The sequence below is a fragment of the Stenotrophomonas sp. HMSC10F06 genome, from assembly GCF_001807865.1.
In the GTDB taxonomy this organism is placed as follows: Bacteria; Pseudomonadota; Gammaproteobacteria; order Xanthomonadales; family Xanthomonadaceae; genus Stenotrophomonas; species Stenotrophomonas bentonitica_A.
Genome location: NZ_KV791297.1, coordinates 232,846 through 249,805, shown reverse-complemented (window position 1 = coordinate 249,805; position 16,960 = coordinate 232,846). Strand labels below are relative to the sequence as shown.

Here is a 16,960-nt window from a genome sequence, read left to right as displayed (position 1 = left end):
TGGAGGCTCATGTCGCGCCATCCATGGCGCTCATGGTCCCGCCAACCAACCCGTGCCCGCCCTTTGACAATGGGCTGGTGCGCAAGGGAAAAGCGACGCTAGCAGCTGAAGCATGCGCAATGGTCGGACCGGCCAGCGCGGTCGAGATGATCGGGTTGATCGGTCTGGTCGGTGGGAGCGGAACAGTCCGGGCGGTCAGGGAAATCGGGGCGTTCGACGTGGTCGGCACGGTCAAAAGTGTTGAGGCGGCGGAACTGCTCGAGCTGGCCCTAACCGCAGATACCGCGTTCGATCCTCCGCCGCGTCGCGTTGCGTTGCTTCGCTTCGCTTCGCACTGCACTGCCATGGCAACCAACCACCTGTCGAAGGGCGGGGGTGTGTGGGTTGGCGGGACCGTTGTGCCGCAGGGATGCGGCTCACGAGCCCCCATGGATGGGTTTACGGCGCGTCCCGCGAACCCACACACCCCCGACCAGGCCACGGACAGTCGGCACTAACGCTTTTGAGGGGGCGGGGTAAACCAACAAAAAACCCGCTGCACAAGCAGCGGGTTTTCGATGTCACCACTAAGTCGCTGACAAGCGCAAAATCAGAACTTGTAGTTCACACCCAGCATGTACGTGCGGCCCCACTCCACGTACTCCAGCGGGCGATCCTTGGTGCCGGCATAGGTCCGATACGGCTCGTTGGTCAGGTTGCTTCCCTGCAGCAGCAGCGTCAGCCCATGCAGGCTGCTGCTGTCGGCGAAGGTGTAGCTGACCTGCGCATCCGTCACGTTCTCGCCGACCACGTATCGCAGGGTGCGGTTGCCGTTGAAATTGCCGATCTCGCCGATGAAGTCCGAGCGACGGCGCTGGCTCACGCGTGCCTCGAATCCACTGCGCTCGTAGTACGCGGTGAAGTTGTACACGCGCTCGGACAGGCCCGGCAGGCTGATCGGATCGCTGCCCACGCTGGAGGCGCTTTCCGGGTCCAGGATCTTGATGTCGCTGTCGTTGAACGTCGCACTGGCCTGCACGCCGAAGCCGCGCAGGCTCTCGGTCAGCATCTCCAGCGGGAAGGAGGCGGTCAGCTCCAGCCCCTTCAGCTTGCCACCTTGGCCGTTCTGCGGGGCCGAGAAGGTGCCGGTCGGCAGCACCGGCACGATCATGCCCGGCGGCGGCACGTAGCTGGCCAGCAGGTCACTGAAGTCGTAGTCATCGCGCGACTGCGTGTAGACGTAGGACTTCAGGTCCTTGAAGAACACCGCGGCGGCCACGTAGGCCTTCTCGCCGAAGTACTTTTCGTACGAGAGGTCGATGGCGTTGGCGCGCCACGGATCCAGCAGCGGGTTGCCACCGCTGCCGCCGGGCTTGCCGGTGGCGGTGTCCACGCCGAACTCCAGGCCGGCCCGCATCTGGTCCACGCGCGGGCGTGCCACCTGCTTGGCCACGGCGAAGCGCAGTGTCTGCTGGTGCGGGAACATGAAGGCCAGGTTCAAACTCGGCAGCCAGTCGGTATAGGTCTTGCCGTCATCGATCGGCAGGATGTTCTGGCCGTCCGGACGTGAGCGGTCGAAGTAGTTGGACTGCGAGCTCTGGTCGGTACGCACCATCTGTACGCCGATGTTGCCGCGCAGGCCGACCTCGCCCAGGTCGGTGTTGATGTTGGCGCGGATCCAGGCGGTGCTTGTCTTTTCCTGCACCGTCCAGGCCTTGGGAATCAGGTAGTCCAGGTTGGTGACCGGGTTGAACACCATGTAGCGGTCCACCGCGGCCGGGACGTTCCAGGCGGGGATGTAGCCGATACCGGCGAAGCCCAGATTGACCGGCGCGTACTGCAGGTCACTGGCGATGTTGGCATCGCCCTGGTCGCCCAGCAGGATGTTGCCCTCGGCCTGGGTCTTGTCCTTGCGGCGGTCGGCGTAGTTCACGCCCACGTCCACATCGGAGAACCACGGCAGCGAATCGGGCATCGCGAAGGTGGCCTGCAGGCGGGCGCCCTTCAGGCGGTCTTCGACCATCGGCACCTTGCCGTAGCCGGAGCCGTAGATGGTGTTGGTCAGGAACAGCGCGTTCGGGTTGGAATAGTCCAGGCCCGGGCTGATCTGTGAGAAACCATCCGGTTTGACCACCACGCCGACCGAATCCAGCTGCGGCATCGGGGTGAGCTGCAGGTTGTTCTCCAGGTTCAGCTCATTGCGCGTGGCCTTGGAGTAGTTCACGTCCGCAACGACCTTGACCCGTTCGAAATTGAACTCGTTGTTCCAGCCGAACGCGTCGATCTTGTCCTTGCGCTTGTTGTACATGCCGCGCACCAGCGGGTACACGCCGGTCGCCACGCCACCGGCGAAGGTGCCGTCGGCGTTGATCTGCGGGTTGGTGATCAGCAGGCCCGGGGTATAGCCGCCGTTGTAGTTGCTGAGGTTGACCTCGAACTGGTTGGCAGTGTCGATCTGCTCGGCTTCGGTGTGGAAGGCATCCAGCGTGCTGGTCCACACGTTCGACGGACGGAACTGCACGGTGGCCATCACGCCGTCGCGCTCGTTGTTGCCGGTGCGGCGCAGGGCCTTGATGCCATCGGAGAACACGGTGCCCGGCGCCAGGCCGGGGCGGTTGCCCTGGTCGGTCTGCTCGGTGGTCCATGGCTCGTACAGGCCGACCTGGTTTTCCTGGATGGGCATGTCGCTGTGCGCGTAGCCGATCGAGATGCCCAGGGTGTTGTCCAGGAACTGATCGATGTAGCTGGCGCTGAAACGATTGCCGTACGGGTCGACGTTGGCGGCCTTGCCCAGCGAGCTCTTCTGGTAGCGGCCGCTGATCGCGATCACGCGCTCAGCGAAGCTCAACGGACGCACGGTCTGCATGTCGATGGTGCCCGACAGGCCCTGGCCGACGAGGGCGGCGTCCGGGGTCTTGTAGACGGTCACGCCGTTGACCAGTTCCGAGGGGTACTGGTCGAACTCGACGCTGCGGTTGTCACCGGTGCTGACCACTTCGCGGCCGTTGAGCAGGGTGGTGGCGAAATCCGGCGACAGGCCGCGCACGCTGATGACCTGGGCGCGGCCGGCCACGCGCTGGGCGGCCAGGCCGGGCAGGCGGCCCAGCGATTCGGCGATGCTCACGTCAGGCAGTTTGCCGATGTCCTCGGCCGAGATCGCTTCGACCACCGAGGTGGCGTCCTGCTTGATCGCGATCGCGTTCTCGATGCCACGGCGGATGCCGGTGACCTGGACGGTGTCCAGGTTGGTTGCCGTATTTCCGGTCGGTGGGGTGGTGGTACTGAATTCGGCGGTCTGCGCCGACGCCATCAACGGCGTCAGGGCGACGGCCAGCGCGAGACTCAGCGCGCTGCGCTTGCGGTTCAACATTTTCCCCTCCCAGGCAATGTTGCCAATCGATTTTGTGGTTGCCCGGAGGACCCGGGAGCGTCACGGCGCGGTGGCCGTTGACTGCGTGGCTATGGTAGGCAGCGCGCCTGCCGCGGGAATCACCCTGCATACGTATTCAATGACGTTGGCTGCATTGGAATCGATTACAGCTGCGTTGGCGCATGCGCGCCACCGCGCCACCGCGCCACGGTTTGCCATGCAAACGTCGACGGGTAGTGCCGGCCGCTGGCCGGCTCCTCCATCTGCCTGGCATCCCGAGGAGCCGGCCAGCGGCCCGCACTACCCGTCATGGGCCTGCGTCGAGATCTCTGATCAGGTCTACAGCGGGGTAAAGCGGATCGCCTGGCCGCCGCCCGGCGCAAGCACCAGCGTCAGCGCGTCGACGCTGGTGACCTCGCGGGTCTCGCGCACGAAGGCGAAGGGGTTGCTGCGGAAATCGGCGCCGTCCCCATCGCGATAGATTTCCGCCCGGTAACGTACGCCCGGCTCCAGGAAGCCCAGCGGGATGGGCAGCACGCGGCCATGCTCGTCGGTGATGCTGCCCAGGAACCAGTCGCGGCTGTGGCGGTCCCTGCGTACGATGGTCACGAAGTCGCCCACCTCGCCGTTGAGCACGCGGGTGTCCTCCCAGTCCACCGCCACATCTTCGATGAAGCGGAAGGCCTCACGGTGCTGCTCATAGTGCTCGGGCAGGTCGGCGGCCATCTGGATCGGGCTGTAGATCGTCACGTACAGGGCGAGCTGGCGCGCCAGCGTGCTGGGGATCGCCTGGCCGCCACGGCCCTTCAGGCTGAGGATGCCGGGGGTGTAATCCATCGGCCCGGACAGCATCCGGGTGAACACCAGGTTGACCTCGTGCTCAGGCGGATTCGGCGGCTGTCCCCAGGCGTTGTACTCCATCCCACGTGCACCTTCGCGGGTGATCCAGTTCGGGTAGGTGCGGCGCAGGCCGGTGTCCTTGATCGGCTCGTGCGGGTTCACCGCGATATGCCGTCTGGCCGCCTCCTGCACCACCTTGAGGTGATGGCGGGCCATGAACTGGCCATCGTGCCACTCGCGCCATAGTGGCCCACCCGCCGGGTTGCGCCGATCCACCTGGCCGTCATCGCACACGTATCCGCTCTTGAACGAGTCCACGCCCAGCCGCGCGTAGAGATCCAGCGCCGCGCCGAGCTGATCCTCGTAGTGTTCGATGGCGCAGCCGGTTTCATGGTGGCCGATCAGGTGTACGCCCTTCGTCGCGCCGTAGGCCGACAGCGCCTCGATGTCGAAGTCCGCAGTGGGCCGGGTGAAATCGAACGCGTAGCCGTTGCCGACCCAGTCGCCGTTCCAGCCGGGGTTCCAGCCTTCCACCAGCACGCCGCGGAAGCCATGCCGGGCAGCGAAGTCGATCACGCGTTGGGTCTTGGCCGTGGTGGCAGCATGTCGCGGGCCGGTGGCCCAGCTTTCCTTGTCCAGATGCATCGACCACCACACACCCAGGTACTTGGAGGGCTTCACCCAGCTTACGTCACCCAGCACATTGGGTTCGTTGAGGTTGAGGATCAGGCTGGATTCGACCAGCCCGCCGGCGGTGTCGCTGATCTGCAGCGTGCGCCACGGCGTATCGAAGGGCAGGCTGCGCCACACTTTCCAGCCTTCGGCCGAGGGTGACAGTTGCGCGCGCAGGCGCTGGCCTTCGGTGCGGCGCAGCCACATGCCGGCGTAGTCCACCAGGGCCGCCTCATGGATGGAGACATGCAGTCCATCGCGGCTGCGCAGCGTCATCGGCGTATGCGCAAGCGGCACCTGGTCCAGCGGCGTACGCTGGTAAAGATATTCGTAGTGGATCGGCTCGCCGGCCGGAATCCACCAGGCGGTGGCGGTCGGTGCGATCGCGAACTCGGTCAGCTCATCATCGATGATCGCCTCGCGCATCCCCGGCTGCTGCGGGAAGTGATAGCGAAAGCCCAAGCCGTCGTCGTAGACCCGGAACACCACATCAATGCGCCGCTTGGTGCCGCTGCGCTCGACCAGCTGCACCACCACTTCGTTGAAGTGGTTGCGGGTCAGCCGGCGCTCGCCCCAGGGCTGCTCCCAGGTTTCATCGACGCTGCGCGACTGCTGGCCGACCGCGGCAAGGTCGCGGTCCAGGCGGCCATCGCGCAATTGGAAGCCGAGCTTGGAGTTGTCTACCACCGTTTCGCCGAAACGGTCCACCCGGTAGCTGGGGGTGCCACCATCCAGTTGCAGCGACACGCGCAGCACCTTGCCGGGCGACTCGACACTGGCGACAGTGACCGGTTCCGCCAAGACGGTGGCGCTGAATGCGCAGAGGATCCAGCCCAGCAGGGGCAGGCGACGACGTGCGGAATGCTCGTTTGTTGGATGCGACAGTGACGGCATTTCCCCTCCCAAGACGGCCGAAAACACCCCCGGACTATAGCGACGCGGTCACGATTGCCGACCGCCCTGGCCATGAATACGTATGCAGCTCGATGCAGGCTGCGGCGTGCCGTCTACCATGGGCCCAAGGCACCCTGGGAGGGGGCCGCGAGCGCATCGCCGCGAGGCGGTGCGGACCTACAACGCGAGCAAAGGGGAGGGAGGCAACTGGCGCGAGCCGGTTCGCCACTTCGATGCTGAAGATGATCTGCCTGACCGTTGCCCTCGGGGCAGCGATGGGGTCCACCGCACGCGCGGCCGACCTGGATTTCGACGGCCGCCATGCGCGCGCCGAGCCCGCCGCCGCAGGTGGCTACCTTCTGCATGCGCCGCAGGGCGAGGTGCGCATCGGCGCGCAGCCGATGCGCAGCGAGACCGGCAGCGTGCTGTTCGATGCGCTGTTCGGGTTGGCCCAGCAGGAGATGGAGGCCGACCGCGTGGAGGCGATCCGTGACCCGGCCTTCAATCACGGCAAGCCGGTTCCCTGCGCATGCTTCCAGACCGGTGAGCGCTGGCCGTATGTGTGGACGCGTGATGTCAGCTTCGCTGCCGATCTGGCGCTGTCGCGTCTGGATCCGGTACGCACACGCCAGTCGCTGCAGTTCAAGCTTTCCACCGCGCGCGATGGACATACGCCGGGCCTGTTCGTCGCCCAGGACACCGGCTCCGGGGGCAGCTGGCCGATCAGCAGCGACCGCGTGGTGTGGTTCCTGGCCGCACGCGGGCTGCTGGATGACGCGGCCTTCGCCGACCAGGTCTGGCAGGCACTGCAGGCGACCCTGGCGCAGGATCGCGGGGCGGTGTTCGATGCACGGATCGGCCTGTATCGCGGCGAAACCTCCTTCCTGGATTGGCGCGAGCAGACCTATCCGGACTGGACGCGCGAGGACGTGCGCTTCATCGGCGAGTCCTTCGCGCTCTCCACCAACGTGCTGCATTACCAGGCGCTGCGGCTGGCCGAGCAACTGGCCCGCCAGCACGGCGATGCGCGTGCTGCCACCTACGGCCAGTGGGCGGATGCACTGGCTGGCCAGATCGATACACGCTTCTGGCGCGAGGAGGCCGGTCAGTACATGAGCTACATCGGCGAGGCGGCGCACCCGGTGCCGTACGCCAAGTACGACCTGCTCGCGCTCTCGCTGGGCGTGCTGGCCGATGTGTTCCCGGCCGACCGCGCACGGCGCGCGCTGGCGAACTACCCCGCCGTAGCCGGTGGCAGCCCGGTGGTGTGGCCGCAGGAAGCGCAGCAGCCGATCTATCACAACCGCGGCATCTGGCCCTTCGTCAGCGCGTATTCGTTGCGCGCCGCGCGCCGGCTGGACGATGCCCCGCGCATCGCCCTGGAGATCGAGTCGCTGATGCGCGGCACCGCGCTGGCCGGTTCCAACATGGAGAACTACGAGATGCGCACGCTGGCGGTGCATGTCGATGAAGGTGCCCTCAGCGGCCCGGTGGTGAATTCGCCACGCCAGCTGTGGTCGGTGGCCGGCTATCTCTCGATGGTGCTGGAAGGTGTGTTCGGCGTGGAGGACGACGGTCGTATCGCGCCGAAGCTGCCGACATCGCTGGTGCCGACGCTGTTCGGTGCGCATGACCGCATCCGCCTGGACGATGGCGAACAGCGTTATGTGCTGGTGCGACCGAAGCACCTTGCCGGCGAGCTGTTGGTGGCGGGTGATATCCAGCGCGACGGCACGACCACCACAGTGCAGCTGGTGCCGTTGCATGCCACGGGCGCGACGCCATCACCGGCCATCCTGCGTCCCTCGGCGGTGTTCGCCCCGGCCACCCCCGCCGCCCCGCTGCCGCGTGAAACGACGGCAGGCTGGAAGATCACGGTGCCTGCCGGGCACGTGCTGTGGCGCGACGGCCAGCAAGTAGTGCCCGCGCAGGGTGTCGCCACGCTGGTCAAGGACGGTGCCAGCCACTGCCTGAGCCTGACCCGCCGTGCAGGCGCGCTGGAATCGCTGCACAGCCCGATGACCTGCATCGGCCCGCAGCAGGTGCTGGCCGGCGACACGCAGTGGGAGTGGACCGCACCGACCGCTGGCCGCTGGCGTGCACGGCTGCGTTACAACAACCCCAACGGCCCGATCAACACCGGCGTGACCGCAGCGGTGAAGACGCTGGTGCTGCAGTGTGCGGGCCAGCCCGAGCAGCGCCGCCCCATCGTGATGCCGCACAGCGTGGGCGAACAGGATTCCACGGCGGTTGAATTCGAGGCGACGGCAGGGGCCTGCCGCATCTCGCTGGAGGAGGGCTTCAACATGAGTGCGCTGACCCACTTCGCGCAGTACAACGGCGGCAAGGGCGGCAGTGCGGGCGTGCTCAACCAGGCGCGCGTATCCGCACTGACCCTGATGCCGGTGGCGGCCTCGACGGAGCCGCGCCGATGAGCCGTTCGCCCAAACCGACGCTGTCGTTCTGGCAGATCTGGAACATGTGCTTCGGCTTCCTCGGCATCCAGTTCGGCTTCGCGCTGCAGAACGCCAATGCCAGCCGCATCTTCGAGACGCTCGGCGCCCCGATGGAGGCGGTGCCCGGGCTGTGGATCGCCGCGCCACTGACCGGCCTGCTGGTGCAGCCGGTGATCGGCTACCTGTCCGACCGCACCTGGACACGCTGGGGACGCCGCCGCCCGTTCTTCATGATCGGTGCGGTACTGACCACGCTGGCCCTGCTGGTGATGCCGAACTCGCCGACGCTGTGGATTGCGGCCGGCACGCTCTGGGTACTGGATGCTTCGATCAACGTATCGATGGAGCCGTTCCGCGCGTTCGTCGGCGATCAGCTGGCCCCGCGGCAGCGGCCGACCGGCTTTGCGATGCAGAGCTTCTTCATCGGCATCGGCGCCATCGTCGCCAGCTTCCTGCCGTTCATCCTGGCCCACTTCGGCGTGGCCAATACGGCCGCAGCAGGGCAGGTGCCCGACACCGTGCGGTACGCGTTCTACTTCGGCGCGGCGGTGTTGCTGGCGGCGATCACCTGGACGGTGGTCAGCACCCGGGAGTACTCGCCTGCCGAACTGGCCCGCTTCGACGATGCCGAGCCGGCCGCCGTGCACCACAGTACGCGCGTGGCCGGACCGCCACCCTGGGCGCAGATCGGTGGCTGGGTGGTGGCCGGTCTCGTGCTTGCCGCCGCCATCGCGTGGCAGCAGGGTGACCGCATGCTGTATGTGCTCGCCGGCCTGTGCGTCGCCTACGGCGTGCTGCTCGGTGTGGCGCGCTGCGTGCCCGGCGCGAACATGCTGGCCACCATCGTCGACGACCTGCGTGCGATGCCGCGCACCATGCGTCGCCTGGCGTGGGTGCAGTTCTTCTCGTGGTTCGCGCTGTTCGCGATGTGGATCTACACCACCGCCGCCGTCGCCGGTACGCACTTCGGCTCGACCGATACCGCCTCGGCCGCCTACAACGAGGGCGCCAACTGGGTCGGTGTGCTGTTCGGTGCCTACAACGGCTTCGCCGCACTGGCGGCCTTGCTGATCCCGTTGATGGTGCGTGCACTCGGCCTGCGCTGGAGTCACCTGGTCAACCTGTGGCTGGGCGGCTTGGGGCTGATCTCGATGCTGTTCATCCGAGATCCGCACTGGCTGCTGCTGTCCATGGTCGGCGTCGGCTTCGCCTGGGCCTCGATCCTGTCGCTGCCGTATGCGCTGCTGTCCGACAGCGTGCCGGCGGCCAAGATGGGGATCTACATGGGCCTGTTCAATTTCTTCATCGTGATCCCGCAGCTGGTCGCGGCCAGTGCGCTCGGCTTCCTGCTGCGCACGTGGCTGGGCGGTGACCCGATGCACGTGCTCGCACTCGGGGGCGGCAGCCTGCTGCTGGCCGGCCTGTGCGTGCTGTATGTGCCATCCCAACAGGAGCGTGTCTGATGCCCCGGTATTCGTCGTTGTCGCTGGCCCTGTCATTCGTACTGTCCGCCAGTCCCGCCCTGGCCGTCGAGCGCCCGGACTATGTCGGCACGCGTGAGCCGTTCGCCAGCCAGGCGGTCTACTTCGTGGTCACCGACCGCTTCGTCAATGGCGACCCGTCCAACGATCACCGCGACCAGGGCGGTGCACACCCCACCTTCGACATCCCGGTGCCGTGCCCGGACAAGGTGGACGGCAACATCGGCTATCTCGGCGGTGACTTCAAGGGTGTGCTCGACAACGCCGCGTACATCCGCAATCTGGGCTTCGGCGCGGTGTGGATCACCCCGATCATCGACAACCCGGACCAGGCCTTCACCGGCAGTAAGCCGATCAGCTGCACCAGCACGCTGACCGACCGCGGCAAGACCGGCTACCACGGCTACTGGGGCGTCAACTTCTACACGCTCGACGAACATCTGCCGAGCAAGGACCTGGACTTCGCCGATTTCACCCGTGGCCTGCACGCGGCCGATCTGAAGGTGGTGCTGGATATCGTGGGCAACCATGGCTCGCCCGCGTGGACGATGCCGGTGGCGCAGCCGCAGTTCGGGCAGATCTTCGACAAGGACGGCCGGCTGATCGCCGACCATCAGAACCTCCCGCCGCAGCAGCTGGACCCGGTCCACAACCCGCTGCACGCGTTCTACAACAACATCGGCCCGGTGGACGGGAAGAGCGGCTCGATCTTCGATGGCAACCTGGCCGAACTCTCCGATTTCAACGAGCACAATCCGGCGGTGATGGACTACCTGGTCGGCGCGTACCTGCAGTGGACCGCGCAGGGCGTGGATGCGTTGCGCATCGACACCATCGGCTGGCTGCCACACCCGTGGTGGCATGCCTTCGTCAACCGCATCCGCGCGGAGCATCCGGGCATGTTCATGTTCGGCGAAGCGTTCGACTACGACGCCCGCAAGATCGCCGAGCACACCTGGCCGGCCAACGCGAACGTTTCCGTGCTCGACTTCCCGCTGCGCGGCGCCTTGTCGTCGGTCTTTGGCAGGGAGCAGAAAGGCTTTGAGGCCCTGGCCGAGCCGCTGCACCTGCTGGATGGGCCGTATGCCAATCCGTACGAGCTGATGAGTTTCTACGATAATCACGACATGGCGCGGCTGGATGCCAGCGATGCCGGGTTCATCGACGCCCACAACTGGCTGTTCACCGCGCGCGGCATTCCGGTGATCTACTACGGCTCGGAAACCGGCTTCATGCGCAGCCGCGCCGAGCATGCCGGCAACCGTGCCTACTTCGGCCAGGCACGCGTCGATGAGGCGCCGAAGAGCCCGATCTTTGCGCCGTTGCAGCGCATCGCCAAGCTGCGCGAGGCCACCCCCGCCCTGCAGCGCGGCCTGCAGGTCAACGAGCGCCTGCACGGCGATGAAGCGGTGTTCTTCCGTGTGCTGCAGCAGGGCGATACCGCACAGACTGCACTGGTGCTGCTCAACAAGGGTGACACGGCGCGCACCTTCGAGGTCAGCCGCTACCTGCAGGCCGGGACCTGGCGCGACGCGCTGGGCGGTGCCAGCCAGACGGTGAAGGGATCGCTGACCGCCGAGGTACCTGCACACGGCGTGCGCGTGTTCGTGCTGGATGCACAGGTCGACCAGACGGCGCTGCAGCAGCAGTTGAAGGCAGCGGTCGACGACCAGCGTGCGCGCACGAAGCGCCTGGCGAAGTAGCCGGGCGATGCCCGGTCTGCCGTTCGCGGTGGGCCGGGCCTTACAATCGGGCTCGCGACCGCGCAGTGCGGTCCTCCCGAGTAAGCTGTCCATGTCACGCCTGTCCCTGCGCCACGCAACGTCCGGCGACGCCGAGCGCCTGTTCCATCTGATGCAGTTCTACTACTTCGAGGCCTCGGCCTGGAGCGGGGAAGAGGTACGTCCCGACGGCCTGTTCGACTGTGACCGGCGCGACGTCGAGGCCTCGCTGCGCGATGACCCGCAGTGGGCACGGCTGCTGTTCGTCGACGAAGCACTCGCCGGCTTCGTGCTGGTGGACCGGGTGGAACGGGACGGCCACCACTATCCCGAACTGGCCGACCTCTTCGTGCTCCCCAAGTACCGGCGGCAAGGCCTGGCCGCTTATGTGGTCAGCACACTGCTGCGCCCCGGCGAGGGGCAATGGCTGCTCGCGGTGTTCCGCGGCGATCTGGCGGCGCATGCCTACTGGCTGCGGACCCTGCCGCGGCTCGGTCTCCTGCATGTCGCGCGGACCGAGGAGGACCCGACGTTCCACCTCTACCTCGTCGGCGATCCGGCCAGCCCGTAGTGCCGGCCGCTGGCCGGCTCCTGGCACCCCCGGCGGTACACTAGCGAACCCACCCATACCCCTGCATTCCATGACCGACGCTGCTGCCCCCCAGACCCCGATCGAAACGCTGCTCAAGACGGCAATGGACGGCCAGCTGCCGATCGGCCTGTTCATGAAGGCCTTCGTGGCGTCCGAGGTGGTGCTGCTCACCGGCAGCCTGGTGACACCGGACGGCAGCGGTTTCGATCCGCTGCTGTTCGACAAGCAGGGCGTGCTGCACGTGTCGGTGTTCACCGATATGAGCCGGGTCGGTTTCCACAGCCAGCAGGCCCCGCACACCCTCCGCATGCTGATGCTGGACGTGCTCAAGCGCGTTCCCGGCGGCTACGGCGTGGTGATCAACCCCGGCACGCCGCTGGGGTTTGAGATCTCGCCATCGGGCGTCGGCGAAATCCTGAAGGACTTCGCCAACGGCCCGCGCTGACGCTGCGTTCTACTGCAGCGTCACCTTGCGCCGGTTGTCCGAGGAGACCCGATCGATCAGTTTGTTGTAGGGATCGAAGCCCGCTTCATCCGGCTTGCCGTCCACCGTCACGGTGATCGACGGGTTGGCCTCGGTGACGTGGTGGCGCTGCAGGTACAGCACCTTCTGGTCGCGCTCCTTGCCCGAGGGGGCGTTGGCAAACACGCCGAGCTCGATCCAGTCGTCCATGGCGCCAGCGGTCTCCTTGCCGTCACCGTCGGCATAGCGCTTTTCGGCATGCAGCTTCAGCGTGACGTCGTACTTGCCGTCCGCCCGCTTGCGCGCGGTCGCGGCCAGCACGCGGTTGTCGTAGAAGCTGATCTTCTCGAACAGATCGGTCACCAGTTGCTGGCGGTCGGCCGGCGTCTCCGCCCGGATGTAGCCCAGCAGTTCGGTCGAGGTGGTGTAGGGCGGTTGCTGGAAGCCCTTGTCCTGCAGGAAACGCTTGAGCGCACGGTTGAGTGCGGCCTCGCCGATCTCTTCGCGCAGGCGGTAGAACGCCAGTGAGCCCTTTTCGTAGTGGATGTACTGCTGGTTCTCCACCCGTGCCAACGGCAGCTCCTCGATACCCTCGCTGCCACGCCCGGACAGGTAGCCATCCAGTTCCGTCTTCAGGAACTGACGCATCTGCTGCCGGCCGTACTCCTTCTCCATCACCATCAGCGCCGAGTACTGGGACAGCGATTCGGACAACATCGTCGCGCCCTGCACGTTGGCACCGATCACCTGGTGTGCCCACCACTGGTGCGCGACCTCGTGGGCGGTCACGTAGAACACATAGTCCACCTTGTCACGGTTGCGCAGATCGGCGATGAAGCCGATCGATTCGGAGTAGGGGATGGTGTTGGCGAACGACTGGGCGAAACGTGCGTAGCCCGGGAACTCGATGATGCGCACCTGCCGGTGCTGGTACGGCGTGAAGTTGGCCTCGTAATACGCCAGCGACTTCCGTACCGCCTCGATCATGCGGTCCACGTTGTAGCCGTGGCGGGCATCGTAGTACACCTCGATCGGGATGCCCTTGTATGCGGCGCGCTTCACTTCCCAACGCGCCGAGAGGTAGGCATAGAAGTTGAGCATCGGCCGGTCCATGGCGTAGCTGAAGCAGCGCCGCCCGTTGATGGTCGCTTCGTGCTGCAGGTAGCCCGGCGCCAGCGCGATCTGGTCCGGCGCGGTGCAGATGGTGCTGCGGAAGGCCAGCCAGTCGGCATCGTCGGTCACGTAATTGTTCGCGCGGGCGGCCTGGTCCTCCAGCTTGGGCATGCGGCTCGGTTCGCCGAGGCCGCGCTTGCGGCGTTCGTTGCGGTCGGTGATCTGCACGCCCTGGTCGTACCCGAACGAGGGCAGCAGCCGGCTGTTGAAGAAACTGCCGTTCTCCACCAGGTCGGTGGGCGCCTGATCGGAGGTGATGCCGGTCGGATGCTGGTTGACGCGGAAGTGGATGCGGCGTTCCTCCCCTGGCTGCAGCGGGGCGGTCAGCTGGTAGATGCGATAGCCCAGGTCGGCGTCATGCATCGCCAGCGTCTGGCCGCCCAGGTCGACCGCGGTCAGCTGCTTGTCGTCGTTCATCGCCACGTGCAGCTGCGCGATGGGGGTGGTGTGGGTGTTGCGCACCGTCCAGTACGCATCGATCACCACCGACTGGGTTTCCGGGTGCAGGTCGATCCGGTTGTCCACCGCGACGATGCGCGGCTGCGGCAGGTCGCGGTAGCGCGACAGTTCACGCTCGTAGCGGGCCTGCAGGTCCAGCTGCTGGTCCGGTGAGAGGAATTCGTTGCGGATGTTGGTGCTCCAGTACAGCCAGCCGCCCAGCCCGATGAAGGCCAGCGTTGCGACGGCGGCGCCCAGCCCGGCCGGGCCGCGCAGGCGACGGCCCGCCAGCACCAGGCGCTGGCGCAGGCTGGTGCCGACACCACGGACCCAGAACGCCGAGGCGACACACAGCAGCGCCAGCAGGAACAGCGCCCAGTAGCCCTGGAAAGCCAGTTGCCCCGGCAGGAAATTGCCGTAGCCGTTCATGTCCGAGTACGGCGCGATCGGCCAGCTGCCGAAGTTGTACAGGTTCTGGGTGTAGTCGAGCATGCCCAGCACCGCCTGGCCGATCATCACCACGATCAGCAGCGCGTAGCCGATGAACTTGTTGTTGGTCAGCACCTGCAGCACCAGCGCCAGGCCGCCCATCAACAGGTAGACGGCCGAGTCCAGTGCCAGGGTCTTGAGATACACCAGTGGCTCGATCTGCGTGTAGCCCTTGCTCAGCTGCACCGCGATCGCGGCCAGCGCACCGATCGCCTGGAAGCAGGCGATCACCGCCACCAGCGTGGCGAACTTGGCCAGCAGCGGGACCCAGTTGGGGACGGGCATCGCATCGGTGACTTCATTGATCCGGGCCGCGCGCTCTTTCCAGACCAGTTCGCCGGCGAAGAACAGCACGATGATGATCAGCAGCCAGCTGTAGGCGCCCTGCAGGGCGGTCAGCATCTCCGAGGTGACCGGCCAGATTGGCGTGCCGTACAGGGTCTGGCGGAACAGCGCGCCGGGCAGGAAGTTGCACAGCCCCAGTACCAGCAGCACCAGGAACGGCACGCTGCGCAGCACGCCGCTGGTGTCGAAGCGGACCTGGTGCAGGAACTGCCTCCAGGCGGTGCCGGCGCCGTGGCCCGGCACCACGCGGGGCACTACGACCTGGCTCGGCCGCTGTGCGGGCGCGGTCGTCACGAGGGCGGTCCTGCGTCCCCAGCGACGTCCGGCGCTGCCGCTGCGTTCGGTGCGGAACAAGGCGAACGTGGCGGCGTACAGTACGGCCGCCACGCCCAGCCACAGCGCGCGGTTGGCCAGCAGCTGACCGGCCACGGCAGGCAGGCCGCTGTTGCGCTCGGCCACCGACCAGTAGCGGATGGTCCGTGACAGCGCGCGCAGGCCGAGCGGCTCGCTCAACACGGCCACCCAGGTGTTGTCGATGTCGCTGAGCAGGGCGGCGCTGACGCCGTACAGCACGAAGTAACCGATCACGCCGATATAGACCCACAGGATCGAGCGCGTGGTGGCCGCGAGCAACGCCAGCAGCGCCGTGGTGAAGACCAGGTTCGGGATCACGATCACCCCGAAAGCCCACACGTAGCTGTACAGCGAGACCGGGCCCATGCGGGCCGGATCCACCCAGGGCATGAACGGCCCGAGCGCCAGGCCCAGGGCGATGATCACGTAGACCAGCAGCCCGCTGACCAGGGCCGCACCGATGCGCCCGGCCAGATAGTCGCGGCGTTTGATCGGGCTGGCGAAGATCAGCTCGGCGGTGCCCAGATCGAAGTCGCGCAGCAGCGCGTTGCTGACGAACAGCGTGGACACCAGCATGCCGAGCAGGGTGAAGATGCCCAGCATCGAGGCGATCACGGTTGGCGCATTGCTGTGCACATTGCCGGCGCCGCCGCCGATCTGTACGGCGTCGGAGGAGGCCGCACCGAAGGCCATCAGCGCGAACAGGCCCGCCAGCAGCCACAGCAGCGGGGAACGGAGCTGCTCGCGCAGCTCGAAGCGGAAGAAGGCAGCGATCATCGGCGGGCTCCGGTCAGGCGGCCCGCGACTGCAGGCGCAGTCGCTGGAAATAGACGTCTTCCAGATCGGGAGCAACGGCGGCGAAGCCGTCGCCGGGGTCGGTCGCGCTGTGCACGTGGATCACCGGCCGGCCACCGACCAGGCGGGTGGACAGCACCACATGGTTGGCTTCGTAGGCGGGCAGTTCGGCAACGTCCACCTGCTTGCGCCAGACCTGGTGCTGCAGCGCGTCGATCGCATCGCTGGGCTTGCCGGTCAGCAGCACCTGCCCCTTGTTCATGATGGCCATGCTCGGGCACAGGTCGGTGACATCCTCGACGATGTGCGTGGACAGGATCACCGCCACGTTCTCGCCGATCGCCGCAAGCAGGTTGAGGAAGCGGTTGCGCTCTTCCGGATCCAGACCGGCGGTGGGCTCATCGACGATCACCAGGCGCGGATCGCCCAGCAGCGCCTGTGCGATGCCGAAGCGCTGGCGCATGCCGCCGGAGTACGAGCCCAGTTTGCGCTTGCGCGCGTCCCACAGATTGACCTGCTGCAGCAGGGCATCCACCACCTCGCGGCGCTGGCCCTTGTGGGTGAGGCCTTTGAGCACCGCGAAATGCTCAAGCAGATCCAGTGCACTGACCTTGGGATACACGCCGAAGTCCTGCGGCAGATACCCGAGCCGCCGGCGCACCGCATCCTTGTCACGCAGCACATCAATGCTCGCCTCGCCCGGAATCGACAACGTGGCGGTGCCGCTGTCCGCTTCCTGCAGCGTGGCCAGGGTGCGCATCAGCGAGGACTTGCCGGCGCCGTTCGGGCCGAGCAGCCCGAACATGCCGCGGGGAATATCGAGGGTGACACCGGCAAGGGCGTGGACCCCATTGGCGTACGTCTTGGACAGCGCGCGGATCTCAAGCATGCGGACAGC

The 16,960-nt window shown here is 66.6% G+C and carries 10 protein-coding genes; 6 read left to right on the top strand and 4 right to left on the bottom strand.

Translation table 11 applies throughout. From position 1 onward, the window contains the following. A partial coding sequence (locus HMPREF3113_RS18885) for a hypothetical protein (RefSeq protein WP_217628715.1) occupies positions 1-497 on the top strand: 497 nt, incomplete at its 5' end. Between the two features lie 92 nt (positions 498-589). On the opposite strand, the gene HMPREF3113_RS14205 is transcribed toward HMPREF3113_RS18885, so the two are convergent. After that, positions 590-3,349: a TonB-dependent receptor gene (locus HMPREF3113_RS14205; protein WP_070473507.1), complete on the bottom strand. Its 2,760-nt coding sequence runs from the start codon at positions 3,347-3,349 to the stop codon at positions 590-592. Between the two features lie 339 nt (positions 3,350-3,688). Then, positions 3,689-5,755 carry a glycoside hydrolase family 97 protein gene (locus HMPREF3113_RS14200; RefSeq protein ID WP_070473505.1) on the bottom strand — a complete coding sequence of 689 codons (2,067 nt, stop codon included), beginning with the start codon at positions 5,753-5,755 and terminating at the stop codon, positions 3,689-3,691. Positions 5,756-5,988: 233 nt separating this feature from the next. On the opposite strand from HMPREF3113_RS14200, the gene HMPREF3113_RS14195 reads away from it, so the two are divergent. From HMPREF3113_RS14195 to HMPREF3113_RS14175, 5 genes are all read left to right on the top strand, one after another. Then, a complete protein-coding gene (locus HMPREF3113_RS14195; protein ID WP_070473503.1) occupies positions 5,989-8,190 on the top strand; it encodes a glucosidase family protein in 2,202 nt (733 codons plus the stop codon). After that, on the top strand, positions 8,187-9,674 hold the full coding sequence (locus HMPREF3113_RS14190; RefSeq protein WP_070473501.1) for an MFS transporter: 1,488 nt from the start codon (positions 8,187-8,189) through the stop codon (positions 9,672-9,674). Before HMPREF3113_RS14195 ends, HMPREF3113_RS14190 begins: the two co-directional genes overlap by 4 nt. Next, complete coding sequence (locus HMPREF3113_RS14185) at positions 9,674-11,395, top strand: alpha-amylase family glycosyl hydrolase (RefSeq protein WP_070473499.1); 1,722 nt, start codon at positions 9,674-9,676, stop codon at positions 11,393-11,395. Before HMPREF3113_RS14190 ends, HMPREF3113_RS14185 begins: the two co-directional genes overlap by 1 nt. Positions 11,396-11,486: 91 nt before the next feature. Further along, entirely contained in the window at positions 11,487-11,984 is a 498-nt protein-coding gene (locus tag HMPREF3113_RS14180) for a GNAT family N-acetyltransferase (protein WP_070473497.1), read from the top strand. A 70-nt stretch (positions 11,985-12,054) separates the two neighbouring features. Continuing rightward, a complete protein-coding gene (locus HMPREF3113_RS14175; protein WP_070473494.1) occupies positions 12,055-12,450 on the top strand; it encodes an SseB family protein in 396 nt (131 codons plus the stop codon). A 9-nt stretch (positions 12,451-12,459) separates the two neighbouring features. On the opposite strand, the gene HMPREF3113_RS14170 is transcribed toward HMPREF3113_RS14175, so the two are convergent. Beyond that, positions 12,460-16,044: a M1 family aminopeptidase gene (locus tag HMPREF3113_RS14170; RefSeq protein ID WP_070473492.1), complete on the bottom strand. Its 3,585-nt coding sequence runs from the start codon at positions 16,042-16,044 to the stop codon at positions 12,460-12,462. Positions 16,045-16,057: 13 nt separating this feature from the next. Further along, the gene (locus HMPREF3113_RS14165; protein WP_070473490.1) at positions 16,058-16,951 is read right to left on the bottom strand and encodes an ABC transporter ATP-binding protein; all 894 of its coding nucleotides are present in this window, start codon (positions 16,949-16,951) and stop codon (positions 16,058-16,060) included. Between the last annotated feature and the right edge of the window lie 9 nt (positions 16,952-16,960).